This window comes from Mucilaginibacter segetis (assembly GCF_016522075.1).
GTDB classification, from domain to species: domain Bacteria; phylum Bacteroidota; class Bacteroidia; order Sphingobacteriales; family Sphingobacteriaceae; genus Mucilaginibacter; species Mucilaginibacter segetis.
In genome coordinates this window covers 354,377-370,754 of the sequence record NZ_JAEHFW010000001.1, presented here as the reverse complement: position 1 = coordinate 370,754, position 16,378 = coordinate 354,377, and the positions used below count along the sequence as shown (strand labels likewise).

At 37.5% G+C, this 16,378-nt stretch carries 16 protein-coding genes; all 16 read left to right on the top strand.

The window, feature by feature from the left end; translation table 11 throughout:
• The first annotated feature begins 205 nt into the window (after positions 1-205).
• Positions 206-856: a uracil phosphoribosyltransferase gene (gene upp / locus I5M19_RS01750; protein ID WP_200063433.1), complete on the top strand. Its 651-nt coding sequence runs from the start codon at positions 206-208 to the stop codon at positions 854-856.
• A 40-nt stretch (positions 857-896) separates the two neighbouring features.
• A complete protein-coding gene (locus I5M19_RS01745) occupies positions 897-1,826 on the top strand; it encodes a toxin-antitoxin system YwqK family antitoxin (protein WP_200063431.1) in 930 nt (309 codons plus the stop codon).
• Between the two features lie 45 nt (positions 1,827-1,871).
• A complete protein-coding gene (locus I5M19_RS01740) occupies positions 1,872-2,567 on the top strand; it encodes a YjjG family noncanonical pyrimidine nucleotidase (RefSeq protein WP_200063429.1) in 696 nt (231 codons plus the stop codon).
• A gap of 324 nt (positions 2,568-2,891) precedes the next feature.
• A complete protein-coding gene (locus I5M19_RS01735) occupies positions 2,892-3,746 on the top strand; it encodes a UDP-2,3-diacylglucosamine diphosphatase (protein WP_200063427.1) in 855 nt (284 codons plus the stop codon).
• A 186-nt stretch (positions 3,747-3,932) separates the two neighbouring features.
• Positions 3,933-4,922: a glycosyltransferase family protein gene (locus tag I5M19_RS01730; RefSeq protein WP_200063425.1), complete on the top strand. Its 990-nt coding sequence runs from the start codon at positions 3,933-3,935 to the stop codon at positions 4,920-4,922.
• Positions 4,923-4,979: 57 nt separating this feature from the next.
• Positions 4,980-5,966 carry a DUF6427 family protein gene (locus tag I5M19_RS01725; protein WP_200063423.1) on the top strand — a complete coding sequence of 329 codons (987 nt, stop codon included), beginning with the start codon at positions 4,980-4,982 and terminating at the stop codon, positions 5,964-5,966.
• Between the two features lie 45 nt (positions 5,967-6,011).
• The gene (purQ, locus tag I5M19_RS01720) at positions 6,012-6,704 is read left to right on the top strand and encodes a phosphoribosylformylglycinamidine synthase subunit PurQ (protein ID WP_200063421.1); all 693 of its coding nucleotides are present in this window, start codon (positions 6,012-6,014) and stop codon (positions 6,702-6,704) included.
• Positions 6,704-7,447, top strand: coding sequence for a type III pantothenate kinase (locus I5M19_RS01715; protein WP_200063419.1), 744 nt, complete (start codon positions 6,704-6,706; stop codon positions 7,445-7,447). Before purQ ends, I5M19_RS01715 begins: the two co-directional genes overlap by 1 nt.
• Positions 7,440-8,759: a porin family protein gene (locus I5M19_RS01710; RefSeq protein ID WP_200063417.1), complete on the top strand. Its 1,320-nt coding sequence runs from the start codon at positions 7,440-7,442 to the stop codon at positions 8,757-8,759. Before I5M19_RS01715 ends, I5M19_RS01710 begins: the two co-directional genes overlap by 8 nt.
• An 11-nt stretch (positions 8,760-8,770) precedes the next feature.
• Positions 8,771-9,349 carry an LPS export ABC transporter periplasmic protein LptC gene (gene lptC, locus I5M19_RS01705; protein ID WP_200063415.1) on the top strand — a complete coding sequence of 193 codons (579 nt, stop codon included), beginning with the start codon at positions 8,771-8,773 and terminating at the stop codon, positions 9,347-9,349.
• A gap of 95 nt (positions 9,350-9,444) precedes the next feature.
• Positions 9,445-11,553 (top strand): peptidylprolyl isomerase, encoded by a 2,109-nt coding sequence (locus I5M19_RS01700; protein ID WP_200063413.1) that lies wholly within the window; start codon positions 9,445-9,447, stop codon positions 11,551-11,553.
• A gap of 70 nt (positions 11,554-11,623) precedes the next feature.
• Entirely contained in the window at positions 11,624-12,139 is a 516-nt protein-coding gene (locus I5M19_RS01695; protein ID WP_200063411.1) for a DUF2480 family protein, read from the top strand.
• 23 nt (positions 12,140-12,162) lie between these two features.
• Positions 12,163-12,939, top strand: coding sequence for a DUF3108 domain-containing protein (locus I5M19_RS01690; RefSeq protein WP_200063409.1), 777 nt, complete (start codon positions 12,163-12,165; stop codon positions 12,937-12,939).
• Between the two features lie 3 nt (positions 12,940-12,942).
• The gene (locus I5M19_RS01685) at positions 12,943-13,506 is read left to right on the top strand and encodes a DUF3109 family protein (RefSeq protein WP_200063407.1); all 564 of its coding nucleotides are present in this window, start codon (positions 12,943-12,945) and stop codon (positions 13,504-13,506) included.
• A gap of 89 nt (positions 13,507-13,595) precedes the next feature.
• A complete protein-coding gene (gene gmd / locus I5M19_RS01680) occupies positions 13,596-14,732 on the top strand; it encodes a GDP-mannose 4,6-dehydratase (protein ID WP_200063405.1) in 1,137 nt (378 codons plus the stop codon).
• Positions 14,733-14,762: 30 nt separating this feature from the next.
• A complete protein-coding gene (locus I5M19_RS01675; RefSeq protein WP_200063403.1) occupies positions 14,763-16,376 on the top strand; it encodes a gliding motility protein RemB in 1,614 nt (537 codons plus the stop codon).
• Positions 16,377-16,378: the final 2 nt, after the last annotated feature.

The following is a 16,378-nucleotide window of genomic DNA, read 5'->3' as shown; positions in this document are numbered from 1 at the left end:
ATGCTTAATCTGTAATAGTTAGTAACGATTTTGACCCTGCAATGTTCACATACAAGTTTCAAAGTAAGCAAGCGATGATGACAACCCTATGTCAACAGGGTTTACGTTCATATTAATTCCAAATTCGGAACTACGTGTACTATTATGGCCCAAAGGTTGCGGCTTCAGTATACATAAGCTATATTTAATTTGCAAACATATTAACATGTCAGTGCCATTTATCCTTAATCATACCAACTCAATAGCTAACCTTTATTTGGCCGAGCTAAGGGATGTAAACATCCAGTCGGACAAGGCCCGCTTTCGCAGAAATCAGGAAAAGCTGGGAACTATTCTTGCTTATGAGATCAGTAAAACCCTGCAATACACAAACAAAGAAATACAAACACCTTTAGGTACAGCAAACATTAGTCTGCCGGTTATACAACCTGTTTTAGCAACCATATTACGTGCCGGTTTGCCCTTTCATCAGGGCTTCATGAACTTCTTCGAGCAGTCGAAATCAGCATTTATTACTGCCTGTCGTAAGGTTAAAAAAAGCGGAGCATTCAATATACAGGTGGATCATATTTCCACACCTGATCTGAATAACAAAACATTAATAATTAGCGACACCATGCTGGCCACAGGCCAAAGTTTGGTTATAGTTTGTAAAGAACTGATGGCTCAATATAATATTACGGACTTACACATTGCAGCTGTTATTGCCAGCACCGAGGGCATTACCCATATTAAGGCAAACCTGCCGAAAGCTAAAATATGGGTTTGCGCCGTTGATGAAGAAATGACAAGCAAGGCTTATATTGTGCCGGGGCTTGGCGATGCGGGCGATCTGGCATTTGGTGAGAAGGTGTAATAATTGGAAAATATCAAAATCAAACCGAATACGAAAATTCATGAAAAAACTTATACTATTAATTTTCTTATTATTTATCACAATTTTAAACAACTACGGTCAAACCCTTAAAATATTTCTTGATAGTGATGGAGCTAGTACAGATTCGTCTAATGCAAAATCGTATATTTTTTATCAAAAGAAATCAGATACCACTTGGTTGATCAATCAATTCACGATGTATAATAGGCGATTACTTATCGGTGAATTCAAAGACCCAAATCTCTCCATTCAACATGGCACATTCTATTATTATAAACCAGAGCATGAATCTGATAACCTGCCTAAAACGGATACATCTACTTATTTAAGCGAAGTGGGACATTTTTTTGATGGTAAAAGAAACGGAGAATGGATCCAATTTTGTTCTAATGGTCGGAAATTTTCAGTTGAAAATTATGTAGAAGACAAATTAAATGGCATATCTCAAACTTATAGCTGTGAGGACACGGTTGTGCGTATAAAAGGATATTATATTGATGATATGAAACAAGGAGAATGGCAAGTTTTAGGAAATAAAGGCCAGCTAATACACTTGGATTTTTACAAAAATGGTAAAATTATAAAACAACAGAATATTAAAGAACCTTTTAAAAGTGCTATTCCTCCCCCCAATTTTATAGAATATATAAAAAGTAATTTACTTAAAAATGTTAATGAAACAACCGCACGCGTTATTGTTACTTGCGTTATAACAAAAGAAGGAAAACTGACTTCGCCATCACTTTCGGGTGATAAATTAAATCCCGCTATTACTAACGAAATATTAAATTTATTAAATAACTCACCCCTTTGGACCCCACCTTACGATACAAAACAAAAAACAGTCATAGAGGGTAAGGCTTTTTTCTTTATAAATTTGAAAAATGGGTCAATTGAAATTAAATTTTCAGAAGCGGGCAACGAACTTATACACAGAATAAACAACTAAATACTTATAGTCTGCTAAACGTGTACATGAAATTTTTACTGTTCTATGAAAACCTACCGCCACATCTTCTTCGACCTTGACCACACTATTTGGGATTTTGATAAAAATGCTGAAGAAACCCTCCATGAACTTTATGGCACTTACAAATTACATGAACTGGGTCTATCCTCTGCGGACATATTTATTGAAACCTATACGCGCAATAACCATCAGCTTTGGGCCGATTATCATTTAGGGAAAATAACTAAAGATACTTTGCGTGAAACCCGCTTTAGAAAAACCTTCATCGATCTGGGTGTACATCCGGACAGGATGCCGCTTGCCTTTGAGGATGATTACGTAAAGCTCTGTCCTACAAAAACCAACCTTTTCCCGCATGCGCACGAAACGCTTGCTTATCTGCAAGCTAAATATGTGTTACACTTAATTTCTAACGGCTTTAAGGAGTCTACCGAATATAAAGTTACCAACACCAATATCATCCGGTATTTCGATCAGGTGATTATATCCGAAGTAGTAGGTGTGAACAAGCCCGACAAGGCCATCTTTGAATATGCCTTAAAAGCATCAGGAGCTGCAAAAAACGAAAGCCTGATGATAGGTGACAGCATTGAAGCCGACGTTCGCGGCGCTTTGGCCTTTGGCATGGATGCCATTTACTTTAACCCTTTAAATGTGGAAAAACCTGAAGATGTACCTGCACAGATCACCCATTTAAAAGAGTTAACTTTAATGCTATAAACCGTTAGCCTTTTAAGTGCTGTTTTTATGATGTTATGCACATTTAAAAATAATTTCGGCACTGAAGTAACCTTTTACATTTAACATAGTCTTAACAATTAAATAAATTGATAGTCTGATATTTGTAAAAACCCAGTAAAGATGAATTTTGAATTTACTTATTTGTTTGTAATAGGCTTATTGGTACTTTTAGGAGTATTTTATTTAAGCCCTTACGAGCTAAAGGTTAATGAAGACGAAGACGACGAATAACCATTTGCTGCCCGGTATCAGAGGTTTCTTCCGGTTTAAATTACCGGCCAAAAAAATAGCCCCCAAAGTTTAATGGCAAAAAGAGAAGTTGATATCGTAATTATATCCGATGTGCATTTAGGTACCTATGGTTGCCATGCTAAGGAACTCCTTAAATACTTAAAAAGCATCAGGCCAAAAATGCTCATCCTGAATGGCGATATAATTGATATATGGCAATTCAGTAAAAATTACTGGCCCGAATCGCACATGAAGGTGGTGCGCCGCATACTTAAATTCGTTACAGAAGGCATCCCCGTATATTACTTAACGGGCAATCATGATGAGATGCTGCGTAAGTTTGCCGATTTTAATTTGGGCACTTTTCAACTGCTTAACAAAATAGTGCTGAATATTGACGGTAAAAAAGCCTGGATATTTCATGGGGATGTGTTTGATGTTACTATGCAGCACTCCAAATGGCTGGCCAAATTAGGCGCCATAGGTTACGACACCTTAATACTCATCAATAGCTTTACCAACTGGTGTTTAACCGCTTTAGGCAGACCAAAGATGAGCTTTTCGCAAAAGGTAAAGGCTAAATTCAAAGACGCCGTTAAATTCATTAACCAGTTTGAGCAGACCGCGGCCGACCTGGCTGTAGAAAAAGCATATAGTTACGTAATATGCGGCCATATACACCATGCCGAGATCCGGGAAATGCAATCAACTGAACAAACCGGATCGGTACTGTATCTTAATTCGGGTGATTGGGTTGAAAGCCTTTCCGCGCTGGAATATAATGACGGTGCTTGGAAAATATTTACCTATCAGGCAGCGGACTTTAATAATGATACTGATGATGACGACACTCATGATACGGAAGATCTGGATGCCAAATTGGATGTGAAAAGTTTACTGGAAAGATTCAGGCAGGAGCCGCATTAAATATCTTAAATATCCACGCAAATTGTTAATGCTGAACAGGCGAGAAAACCTCATACATTAAATTTGGTATGATAATGGTTCCGGGTTCATCTCTTTTTGTCTTCGATCAATCCGATTGCCCTTATTTGATGATTAATTTAACCTCCGAAACATTTTCTTTACTAAATTGCCCGCAATTCTAACCGCATGAAAATATTGTTTGGTATACAGGGTACAGGAAATGGCCATATAAGCCGTGCCCGCGAAATTGTACCGCTATTACAGCAATATGGCGAAGTGGATCTACTGGTAAGCGGTACCGAGGCAGAGGTAAGTCTTTCGCAACCATTAAAGTATAAATTTCATGGGTTTAGCTTTGTGTTCGGCAAAAATGGCGGAGTGGATAACTGGGCTACTTTTAAAATAATGAACCTGCGCCAGTTATGGAAGGATATGCATAGCATCCCCCTAAAACAATATGATCTCATTATTAATGATTTTGAACCTGTAAGTGCCTGGGCCTGTCGTTTACAGGGCATACCATCTGTTTCTTTAAGCCATCAATGTTCATTTGTTTCCAAAAAAACGCCCCGGCCCGCAAAATGGAATTATGCAGAGTGGCTGTTTAAGTATTATTCGCCCACTACATACCATATCGGTTTCCATTTTGAACGGTACGATGATTTTATTCATACCCCGGTTATTCGCAGTGATATACGCAATACGGTAACCGGAAATAAAGGCCATTACAGTGTTTACTTACCCGCCTATAGCGATAAAACCCTGGTAAAGCATTTAAGCAAAACAACTGACGCAGAGTGGCACGTTTTTTCAAAAAGACAAAAAAGCACCTATAAGGAAGGAAATGTCCAGGTCTTCCCTATCAGCAATGAGGGTTTTAATAACAGTTTGGCTAATTGCGAAGGCTTGTTAACCGGCGGAGGATTTGAAGGGCCTGCAGAAGCTTTATTCTTAGGCAAAAAGGTAATGATGATACCCATGCGCGGGCAATACGAGCAGCAATGCAATGCTTTGTCGGCATCAAAACTTGGGGTAACCGTTGTTGATACCATAAACGATGGGTTTGTTTCCCGTATTAATAATTGGGTGGCCGCTCCAAAACCTGCCCAAGTGAATTTCCCGGATGAGACAGCGCAGATCGTTGACAACATGGTTAAGCAATACGCATGGCAATAATCTCTGTTGCATCATACACGGTTTTTCTGCTAATTTTGTCGCAACAAGCAAGCCCTTATGGTTAATATATTCAAAATTTATAATCCGCTCAACATTTTATGGCTTGTCATATTATTATTTGCACTGCGTATAGGTTATATTTTTCAGTTACCGGATAACTTAAATTTTGTATTTGTGGAGCCTTTCGCCCGGCTGTTAGTACCATCGGCGTATGAACTTTCATTCCCACCATTCTTAAATATGTTACTGGCCGGCGTAGTAGTTCTTGGGCAAGCGTTATTAATCAATCATTTGGTAAACAGCTACAATTTATTAGGCAGGTCAACCTTTTTACCCGCTTTAATGTATGTAACTATTTCAAGCTTGTTTACTCCCTTTGCTATATTAAGCGCTCCGTTAATAAGTAATTTCTTCGTTATATGGATGTTGTTCAAACTTTTCAGTTTCTACAAAAGTTCTGACGCTAAGTCAACTTCCTACGATCTGGGAATCATAGTAGCATTGGGGTCACTCGTTTACTTACCATTCATCTATTTATTTTTAGCTATTTGGATTGCGCTGGTAATTTTTAAACCTTTAAACTGGCGGGAATGGATATCGGCAATATTAGGCTTTGCCACAGTATTTTTCTTTTTAGCAGTATTCTATTATTTAAATAACAGGCTGACCAGTTTTTATAATATATGGAAACCTTTGGGCACAAAGTTCCCGAATCGTATCAATATCAATTACTACAACTACATCGTATTGGCACCCGTGATACTTATTTTGATATTATACTTTTTTAAGCTTCAGCAAAATTTTTATAAAAGCTATGTGCAAATACGCAAATCCTTTCAGTTGCTTTTCATCATCTTTTTAATTACAGGCTTATCCTTTTATGTAAAATCCGATTTTCGGATCAACCACTTTTTGCTGTGTGCTGTACCTGCATCGGTGTTTTTTTCGTATTACTTTGTTAATGCCGGAGTTAAATGGTTTTATGAAACATTATATGCTTTATTGTTATTCAGCATAATATATTTTCAGTTTAACACTTTTTAACTTTTACATTCGTTCAAATTTCGGCTTATATATTAGTTTTGTACCATGAAATTCGGCGTTGTAATATTTCCCGGCTCCAATTGTGATGAAGACATCATCCACATTCTTGAAAATATAATGGGCCAGCAGGTGGTTCGGTTATGGCATAAAGACCATGACCTGCAGGGTGCTGACTTTATTGTACTTCCTGGCGGCTTCTCTTTTGGCGATTACTTGCGCTCCGGCGCTATCGCCCGGTTCTCTCCTATTATGCAGGAGGTTATACAGTTTGCAGGTAAAGGCGGCAATGTAATGGGTATATGCAATGGCTTTCAGATATTGACCGAGGCGGGCCTGTTACCGGGCGCCTTGTTACATAATAAAAACCGGAAGTTTATTTGTCGGAATATTTATCTGAAAGCACAAACCGCAAACTCTTTAGTTACACGGCAAATTGACGCTCAGCGAGTACTGAAAATACCAATTGCGCATGGCGAGGGCAATTATTTTGCTGATACCGATGTTTTAAAATCCATTAACGATAACGATCAGGTTCTTTTCAGATACTGTGACGAAGCCGGTAATATTACAAGTGAGTGTAACCCTAACGGATCGATCGAAAATATAGCCGGAGTGTGCAATGCAAACCGTAACGTATTTGGCTTTATGCCACATCCGGAAAGGGCAGCCGACGCTTTATTGGCCAATCAGGATGGCCTGGTCATTTTTGAATCTATATTGGCACTGGCAAAGGCCTGATGGCAAACCTGGTTATTGATATTGGCAATACCTTTACAAAGGTGGCAGTTTTTGAGAACGATGATCTGTTAACTATTAACCAGACTAAGCAGTTAACTGCGGAAAGTATTGACAATCTTTTATATGAACATGTAATAACCAAAGTTATTACTTCATCGGTAAAAAAGGAAAAACAATCCTGGCAGATTGAATTGGAAAAAAAACACCCTGTAATATATTTTAACAGCCTAATACCAGCAGGAGTGAATAATTACTATAAAACACCTGATACTTTAGGTACAGACAGGTTTGCTGCTGTTATTGGCGCCCATTATCTATATCCGCAACAAAATAACATTATAATAAGTGGTGGTACCTGTATCACTTATGATTATATAGATAGTAATGCTAATTATTTAGGTGGCAGTATATCGCCGGGCTTAAATATGCGTTTTAATGCATTAAACCATTATACTGATGCTTTACCACTTATTATTGCCGACGCGGCTTTTACAGCAATATATGGCAACGATACCACATCTGCTATAATTTCAGGTGTGCAAAACGGGATAAAATATGAGTTGAAAGGTTTTATTGAAAGTTATACAAAAGCAGCAGAACAGTACAATATTATACTAAGCGGGGGCGACGGTATTTTTTTTGATACTCTATTGAAAAATAGCATCTTTGCCCCCTATATTAAAAATGAGCCCCATTTGGTTCTAAAAGGATTAAACGCAGCGATACAACAGCATAATGATTAGATATATAAAGGCTACAATAATATTTTTATTGACGACAGTTACCTACACCGTAAGTGCGCAGTCTACATCAACAACAAGTTCTCCATATTCAAAATATGGTATAGGAGACATTATACCGTCTGTATTACCGCAGAATGTTGCCATGGGAGGTATTGCCACAGCCACCAACAGTATTAACGGTTTTAGCATAATAAATCCCTTAAATCCGGCATCCTATTCAAAAATTACGCTTACTGCAATTGATGTAGGCTTATACTCCAAAATAAACACACTTAGTAAAGTTGGGCAGACAGATCAAACCAACACAAGTTTCAGACTTAATCATATAGCTTTTGGCATTCCGGTTTCAAAACGTTCGGCATTAAGTTTCGGTCTTTTACCCTACAGTGAACTGGGGTATAGCTACAGGCAGGTGTTAAATTCCGGTTTTGGTACAGGTTTACCTGCAGATACGAATGCCGTTAATTATATATATAGCGGAGACGGTGGATTATCAAAACTGTATTTGGGATATGGCTTTGGCATAGGCTCTCATCTATCCATAGGAGCTAACGCTTCATACATTTTTGGCAACCTGAAACAATCGCAGTCTACAGAAATTCCGGTTTACGGCAATTTAAATTCCAGGATAGAAGAAAGCAACAGTGTTGGTGGATTAAATTATGATTACGGTATCCAATATTCAGTAGATTTTTCTTTGAGGAAACACCTTACTTTCGGATACTCTGCTTCGGCAAATACTAAACTTAATAACCAAAACAGTTATATAGTAAGCAGTTATTTTACCGATGCGGGTGGCAATGAGGGTGTACCTACTGATAGCATTATTAACAGGCAAAATGCTAAAACAAAAATTCAGTTACCACAAATCAATCATTTTGGTATATCATTTCAGGACGAAGGTAAATACTTAGTAGGCGCCGACTATACTATGGGTAAATGGTCAAACCTGACTATCGGCGGCGAGAATCAAGGGCTAAGAGACAGCAAAACCTTTAATATCGGCGGCCAGTTCACTCCTAATATTAATGCTATTAACGGATATTTTTCAAGGGTCGACTACCGATTGGGCGTTATTTTGGATGACACCTACATTCATGCAAACAATACAGACATTAAAAGCTACGCTGCAACATTTGGCGTAGGGTTGCCTTTAAGGCCAAACAACCGGAGTTATTATAAAATCAACATTTCAGCAGAGATAGGGAAGCGCGGAACCATAGCCAATCAGTTAGTAAAAGAAAGTTTCGTCAATCTGCATGTTTCATTCACCTTAAATGACAAGTGGTTCGAGCGATATAAATTCGATTAAATTTACTTTTGATGCAATGTCAAATTAAATTTTTAAAAACTTACGGATTTGCCGTTACTATAGGCTTATTTGCTCTTACTGCGTGTGAAAACGACATAAATAAGGTAAAGGAAATAGCCGCCGCCGATGCTACCAAGCCTATAGAACGAACAACCGGAGTTGAAGTTATTTATAGTGACTCCGCGAAAGTAAAGGCCAAACTAACTACTCCTTTAATGATAAACTATAAGGTGGAAAAGAACCCTTATATGATAATGCCAAAGGGTGTAAAAGTGATATTTTACAACGGCGATCTGAAAATTGAAGGAAACATAGTGGCAGATTCGGCTATTCAGTACGAAAATAAAAAACTTATTGAATTTCATAAGAATGTAGTGGCCACAAATACTGAAGGCACCGTATACAAATCTGATGAACTGATATGGGATCAAACCAAAAAACAAATATTCTCCAACAAACCTGTGGAAATGACCAGGGTTGGTGGGGATATAATGCGGGGAAGCAGTTTTACCAGTGATGAAGGCCTGCATCACCCTAAATTCCAAAACACAACCGGAGTTTTGCATGTGAATGACGATCTGACACAATAAGTTAAATGCAGCATACAAATTTTTATGTTATAGTATTTTAGTAAAAATTGTATCTTGCGCCTCTTTTTTAGAAATATAAATAGATATATAGAAATATGGGTATAATGGGTTATTTGCGGGAGCGAATGGGAAAAATTCTCGCAATAGTTATTGGTTTAGCACTTTTAGCGTTTATAGCAGGCGAAGTAATAAAATCAGGCAGTTCTTTTCTAAAGGGTAACGCTAATGAAATTGGCGAAGTAAACGGTGAAACAATTACTTATACTGATTTTAGTAAAAAACTGGATCAGGCGACACAGCAATTCAGACAACAATCGGGTCAGGAAATTACTCCTCAAATCACCAGTTATTTGCAGGAAACCACCTGGAACCAGATACTGACTCAAGAATTATTAAATAAACAGGTAAACAAATTAGGTATTGTTGTTGGTGAAGCCGAAAGTCAATCCATGATATCCGGCAATAATCCAGATCCACAAATAGCGAGGCAATTTTCAGATCCTCAAACAGGTGAATTCGACAAAGCGAAGCTTAACCAATTTTTAAGTTATCTGCAAAGCCCCGGTGCTGATCCTGCACAGTTATCTGCCTGGAATGATTTCGTAGTTCAGGTTTTAGAGAGTAAAAAGATTCAAAAATATATGTCATTAGTTAGCGGAGGCTTATATGTAAACTCATTAGATGCTAAAGATGATTATATGGCCAAAAACAAATTGGTTAACTTTAAATATACCAATATTGATTATGCATCCGTACCTGATAGTCAGATTAAATTAACTGATGACGATTATACGACTTATTATAACGAACACAAGTCAGCATTTAAAAACGAGCAGGAACTGAGAAGTATTGATTATGTAAGTTTTAACGCGGCTCCTTCAAAAGAAGATTCTGCAGCAATTAAAACTCAGGTAGAAAAACTGATACCTGATTTTAAAGCTTCTTCTAATGATTCGCTTTTCGTACAGATAAATTCAGAAACAAAATCACCGCTTATATATCAACACAAAGGCCAGATGGATCCATCGCTTGACTCTGTAATGTTTAGTGCTGATAAGGGATTTATATACGGTCCTTATTTATCAGATGGTTCTTATAAAATTGCCAAATTAATTGATTCACGTATTGGTCCGGATTCTGTAACAGCCAGACATATTTTATTAAACCCTACCGCTGAGGGAGGATTAGATAAAGCAATAGCTAAAGCTGATTCCATCAAAAAACTTATTCAAGGCGGAAAATCATTTGCAGAACTGGCAAAAACCTATTCAGTTGACAAGGCTTCCGGTGATAAGGGTGGAGACTTGGGAACGTTTGGCCGCGGAGCAATGATACCTACATTTGAAGATGCCGCCTTTAACGGTAAACCTGGCGATCTGAAAGTTTTCACATCTCAATTTGGTGTACATATACTACAGATAGAAAAACAAAAGGGATCATCCAAAGTAGTTAAGGTAGCTGTTGTTGATAAGCCATTAATCGCAAGCAGCAAAACTCAAACTGCGGCATATAACAAGGCGCAATCGTTTTTAAGTACGGCCAATAAAGATAATTTTGCTGACGAGGCAAAAAAAGAAGGTTTAACCATTAAAAAAGCTGATGATATTAATGGAACAGCTAACACGCTTGCCGGCTTAGACAATGCACGAGATGTAGTGAAATGGGCATTTAAAGCTGAAAAAGGTGATGTATCAGATCAGATATTTACCGTAGGTGATAAATACGTAGTGTCAAAATTAACAGAGATAAAACCCGAAGGTATTTTACCGCTTGAAGTTGTAAAGAAACAAATTGAACCTGAGGTAAAAAATATGGTTAAAGGCAAACAACTTGCCGGTAAATTCCAAACTGCATTAAATAATTCATCATCAATTGATCAGGTTGCTCAAAAGGCAGGCAGTAAGGTAGTTCCTATTCAAAATATAGTGTTCGCTAATCCGGTTATACCTGGTGCAGGTCCTGAATATAAATTGGTGGGTACTGTATTTGGCTCACAACCAAATAAATTATCTAAACCTATTGAAGGGCAGCAGGGAGTATATGTTTTTACAGTAGAAAACTTTATAAACCCGGCAGAGTTAACCAATGCTGTAAGAGAGAAACAACAGATAGGCCAAATGCTGATGCAACGCTCACAAGGGCAGATTCTTGATGCATTGAAAGATAAGGCGAATGTAAAAGATAACCGCGCTAAGTTCTTATAAAGAAATTTAAAGTAATTTTGCATCCGGCAATAACGTTATAGTTGTTGCCGGATTTTTTATTTCTATTAAAATGGACATACAGGAAAATATAATAAATAAAGTTGCACAAAGTGCATTAGTTACATTAGACCCTGCAATTTTTTACCCTAAAGGCGAACGTTTTGTATATGATATTAAAGACAATCTTTTTCAGGGGCTAATTTTACGCGAAAAAGATTTCAGGGAATTTGTTAAAACACACAACTGGGAGCAATACAAAGGGAAAAATATCGCCATAACCTGTACGGCAGATGCAATAGTGCCTGCCTGGGCTTATATGTTGTTGAGTAATAAACTCGCTCCGTTTGCAGCTGAGATTGTATTTGGCGATGAAGAAGTTTTAGAAACGGTATTGTTTTTGAAGCAAATTGCCAATATGGATATTGAGCAATATCGTGACCAACGTATTGTGATCAAAGGATGTGGTGATACACCTGTACCGGTATCGGCCTATGTAGAACTAACTAAAAAGCTCACTCCTGTCGCTAAAAGCTTAATGTTTGGCGAGCCTTGTTCTACCGTACCAATTTATAAACGTAAGGATTAACAGGATCCGGTTAAAACATTTTAATGAAGAAATATTATCTATTGTTGTTCTGTTTAAATTGTTGTTTTTCTGCATTTAGCCAGGAAGTAACAAAAACAGACAAAACGGCATTTCAGGCCGGCGAGCAAATAACTTACAAATTAAAATATGGTTTTTTTAATGCTGCAGAAGCCACTATCAGAGTAGAAAATAGCCCGGTAAAATTTAATGGAAATCCCGCTTTACATATTATTGCTGACGCAAAAACTGCGGGCACGTTTGACGTATTCTTTAAAGTTCGTAACCGATATGAAAGTTATATCGATCAGCAAACATTATTGCCATATTATTATACTGAAGACAGGCATGAATCAAAATACCGTCATACTGATAAAGTAACCTTTGACCATAAGACCAATATTATTACGGCCGATAAAGGAAAGTTCCCGTTTGAGGGAAATGTATTTGATTTCTTATCTGCATATTATTTTGCCCGTAATATTGATGTATCTAACCTTAAAGTTGGTGATAAACTGGAATTGCGCTATTTTTTAGAGGACGGCATTCACTCGCTTGGAATTACTTTTTTAGGAAGAGAGAAAGTTAAATGCGGATTAGGTACATTTAATTGCTTAAAATTTAACCCCACAATTATACCAGGCCGAATATTCAGAAAAAACAGCAAACTTTATTTATGGATAACTGATGATAACAATCGTATTCCGGTTAAAGCACATGTAGAGTTAATAGTAGGCAGCTTAGTTATGGATTTGTCAGAAGCAAAGGGACTTAAATATCCATTAAATCCTATAAAAAAATAAACGATGATAGAGGTAGGTAATGTTTTATTACATGAGGATGTGGTAAACGAAAATTTTGTATGCAATTTAAACAAATGCAAAGGCGCATGTTGTCTCGAAGGCGATTCGGGCGCGCCATTAAACCATAATGAGTTGCAAATACTGGAAGATATATACCCCAGTGTTAAACCTTATATGACCGCTAAAGGCATTGCTACCATTGAACGGGAAGGCACCCATGTTACCGATTTTGAAGGCGACTATACTACCCCCTGTGTAGATGTTAATAAAGAATGTGCTTATGTTACATGGGAGAATGGAATTACTAAGTGCGCAATAGAAAAGGCTTACGAAAACGGTGCTATTACCTGGCAAAAACCTATCTCTTGCCATTTATATCCCATCCGCATAACCGCCTACCCTGAATTTGATGTATTAAATTACGACAGATGGAGTATTTGCAGTCCGGCCTGTAGTTTTGGTAATGAGCTTAAGGTTAAAGTACATGAATTTTTAAAAGGACCACTCATCCGAAAATATGGAGAGGAATGGTACCGGGAACTTGAAGATACTGTAGCCGGAATTTAAAACGCGCTTCTAATCAACTCTTATATATTCTTTTCGGAATAATTTAGATATAATTGTACTCATAATATATTTACCTATAATATTTATTAATGAAAAAAGCTTTAATAACAGGAATTACAGGACAAGATGGCGCATATTTAGCTGAGTTTTTGTTAAAAAAAGGATATGAGGTTCACGGTGTTAAAAGAAGATCCTCGTCGTTTAATACAGATAGGATAGATCATTTATACCATGATCCGCATGAAAAAGGAGTGAAACTCCATCTTCATTACGGTGACCTAACCGACTCTACGAATCTTATCAGATTAGTACAGGAAATTCAACCTGATGAAATATATAACTTAGGAGCACAAAGCCACGTTAAGGTAAGTTTTGATACTCCGGAGTACACTGCTAATGCCGACGGAGTTGGAGTACTAAGAATATTAGAGGCTATCAGACTTTTAGGATTAACCAAAAAAACCAGAATATATCAGGCCTCTACATCTGAGCTGTATGGCTTAGTACAGCAAGTTCCACAGAGCGAAACAACACCATTTTATCCGCGTTCACCATACGCCGTCGCAAAACTTTATGGTTACTGGATAATTGTTAATTACCGCGAGGCATATGGCATGTATGCTTGCAACGGCATATTATTTAATCACGAAAGTCCGATAAGAGGGGAAACTTTTGTGACCCGAAAAATAACACGCGCAGTAGCTAAAATTTCTCTTGGGCTGCAAACATGCTTGTATGTGGGCAATTTATCAGCACAGCGTGACTGGGGCCACGCCAAAGATTATATTGCTGCCATGTGGCTGATGTTACAACAAGAACAAGCCGAAGATTTTGTTATTGCTACCGGCGTAACTACTACTGTAAGGGAGTTTATTAAAATGTCTTTCTCGGAACTTGGTATAGAGATAGAATTTAGCGGAAAAGATGAATTTGAAAAGGGTGTTATAATTGACATTGATAAACAAAAGATCGCACTTTTAGGATTAAACGAAGAGTCGCTGCATTTTGGAAAAACAGTAGTTAAGGTAGATCCTAAATATTTCAGACCAACAGAAGTAGATCTTCTGATAGGCGATCCGTCCAAAGCAAAACAGAAATTAGGCTGGCAACCCAAATATGACCTCCAAAGCCTGGTAACCGACATGGTGCTGTCAGACCTTGATATTGCAAAAAAAGATGAACACCTAAAAAAAGGCGGTTATAAAACGTTAAACTATTTTGAATAAGAGGATATAATAGTTTACTATTGATCGTATATGAGGAAAATTACTGCCTGTATTGTTTTATTTTTGATTACAATTAGTGTTGCATGGTCGCAAACTGTGTATCAACCATACTCCTATCAGTTTTATCAAAAACTTAATTCTGAAGTTTATTCGACCAAGACCCGCATACATAGTTCCATAAAGCCATTTTTTTCAGATGATTCTCTTTTAAGTTATCACTATGATTCTTTAATGAATAATAGCAATATAAAGTCCAAAAATGGTTCATTTGACAGAATTTTCAATACCCATCTGATAGAATCGAACGGTTCCAATTCTACTTTATATTTAGACCTTTTACCTGATTTCAACATCGGCAGGGATTTTTCAGATAAAAAAACAACGCACTATAACTCTTTAGGTTTACAAATTGGAGGAACCGCGGGGAAAAAATTTTATTTTAATATTGCCGGCTATCTAAATAATGCAAAATTTCCCGACTACTTATCCACCTATATTAATCAGGTAGGTATTGTACCCGGCCAGGCCTATGCGCGCGTTTTAGATAATGATGCCGACGCCTACAACTGGTCGTACATCACAACGACAGTATCATATACCCCTGTTAAATATCTAAATATATCAGCAGGGCGTGATAAAACATTCATAGGCGATGGTTATCGTTCCGAACTTCTTTCGGACTACGCCTCCCCCTATCCCTTTTTTAAACTGACAGCTAATTTAGGTAATGTAAAATACATGGCCATGTGGGCATATTTTGCAGATCCTGCATCAACAAGCGATCAGTTTACAGACAGAAAAAAGTGGGGAATATTTCATTACCTGGATTGGAATGTTAGCAATCGTTTATCTTTTGGTTTTTTTGATTCCGTAATATGGGCCGATACGGATGATCAGGGTCACAAACATGGTTTCGATTTTAATTACATTAACCCTGTTATATTTTTACGCCCGGTTGAGGCCTCAAACGGCTCGCCGGATAATGCCTTAATAGGATTTACCGGAAAGTATAAGCTATCTGACGGGATAACAGCTTACGGCCAATTTGCCTTAGATGAGTTTCAATCAAAAGAGTTTTTTTCTGATTTAGGCAGCTACCGTAATAAATACGGATGGCAACTGGGTTTAAGAGGCGCGAATTTATTTTCCGTAAAGAACTTAAACTATTTGATTGAGACTAACAATGTTAAACCATACACTTATTCTGAGCGAGCTTCCATTCTAAATTATTCGGCTAATAGCGAGCCGCTGGCACACCCGTGGGGAGCTAATTTTAGAGAAGTGGTAGGCTTGTTGAACTATTCCTATAAAAAGTTTGATTTCTCAGGCGAAGTAGATTACGGTCATTATGGCTTAGATGTTAATAATCTTAATTACGGTAAAGATATATTCTTCTCCTATCAGGACCCGGTTCATGCAAACGGAAATTATACAGGGCAGGGCTTAACCACCAATATGATCTACCTGCAAGGGAAAGTTGCATTGCTGATAAACCCGAAATATAATTTAAGACTGGAACTTGGTGGGATATATCGTACTGAAAAAAATAATATGTTTAATACCAAGACTTCCATGATCACCTTTGGATTACGAAGCTCGTTCCGTGAACTTTACACTGACCTGGCCAGTTATAAAACTCACTAACT

Coding starts and splice junctions, on each gene's coding strand:
- I5M19_RS01710 (WP_200063417.1), top strand. CDS start 7,440: ATGATTAGATATATAAAGGCTACAATAATATTTTTATTGACGACAGTT.
- I5M19_RS01685 (WP_200063407.1), top strand. CDS start 12,943: ATGATAGAGGTAGGTAATGTTTTATTACATGAGGATGTGGTAAACGAA.
- I5M19_RS01715 (WP_200063419.1), top strand. CDS start 6,704: ATGGCAAACCTGGTTATTGATATTGGCAATACCTTTACAAAGGTGGCA.
- I5M19_RS01695 (WP_200063411.1), top strand. CDS start 11,624: ATGGACATACAGGAAAATATAATAAATAAAGTTGCACAAAGTGCATTA.
- I5M19_RS01700 (WP_200063413.1), top strand. CDS start 9,445: ATGGGTATAATGGGTTATTTGCGGGAGCGAATGGGAAAAATTCTCGCA.
- I5M19_RS01730 (WP_200063425.1), top strand. CDS start 3,933: ATGAAAATATTGTTTGGTATACAGGGTACAGGAAATGGCCATATAAGC.
- lptC (WP_200063415.1), top strand. CDS start 8,771: ATGCAATGTCAAATTAAATTTTTAAAAACTTACGGATTTGCCGTTACT.
- I5M19_RS01675 (WP_200063403.1), top strand. CDS start 14,763: ATGAGGAAAATTACTGCCTGTATTGTTTTATTTTTGATTACAATTAGT.
- I5M19_RS01740 (WP_200063429.1), top strand. CDS start 1,872: ATGAAAACCTACCGCCACATCTTCTTCGACCTTGACCACACTATTTGG.
- I5M19_RS01735 (WP_200063427.1), top strand. CDS start 2,892: ATGGCAAAAAGAGAAGTTGATATCGTAATTATATCCGATGTGCATTTA.
- I5M19_RS01745 (WP_200063431.1), top strand. CDS start 897: ATGAAAAAACTTATACTATTAATTTTCTTATTATTTATCACAATTTTA.
- upp (WP_200063433.1), top strand. CDS start 206: ATGTCAGTGCCATTTATCCTTAATCATACCAACTCAATAGCTAACCTT.
- I5M19_RS01725 (WP_200063423.1), top strand. CDS start 4,980: ATGGTTAATATATTCAAAATTTATAATCCGCTCAACATTTTATGGCTT.
- I5M19_RS01690 (WP_200063409.1), top strand. CDS start 12,163: ATGAAGAAATATTATCTATTGTTGTTCTGTTTAAATTGTTGTTTTTCT.
- gmd (WP_200063405.1), top strand. CDS start 13,596: ATGAAAAAAGCTTTAATAACAGGAATTACAGGACAAGATGGCGCATAT.
- purQ (WP_200063421.1), top strand. CDS start 6,012: ATGAAATTCGGCGTTGTAATATTTCCCGGCTCCAATTGTGATGAAGAC.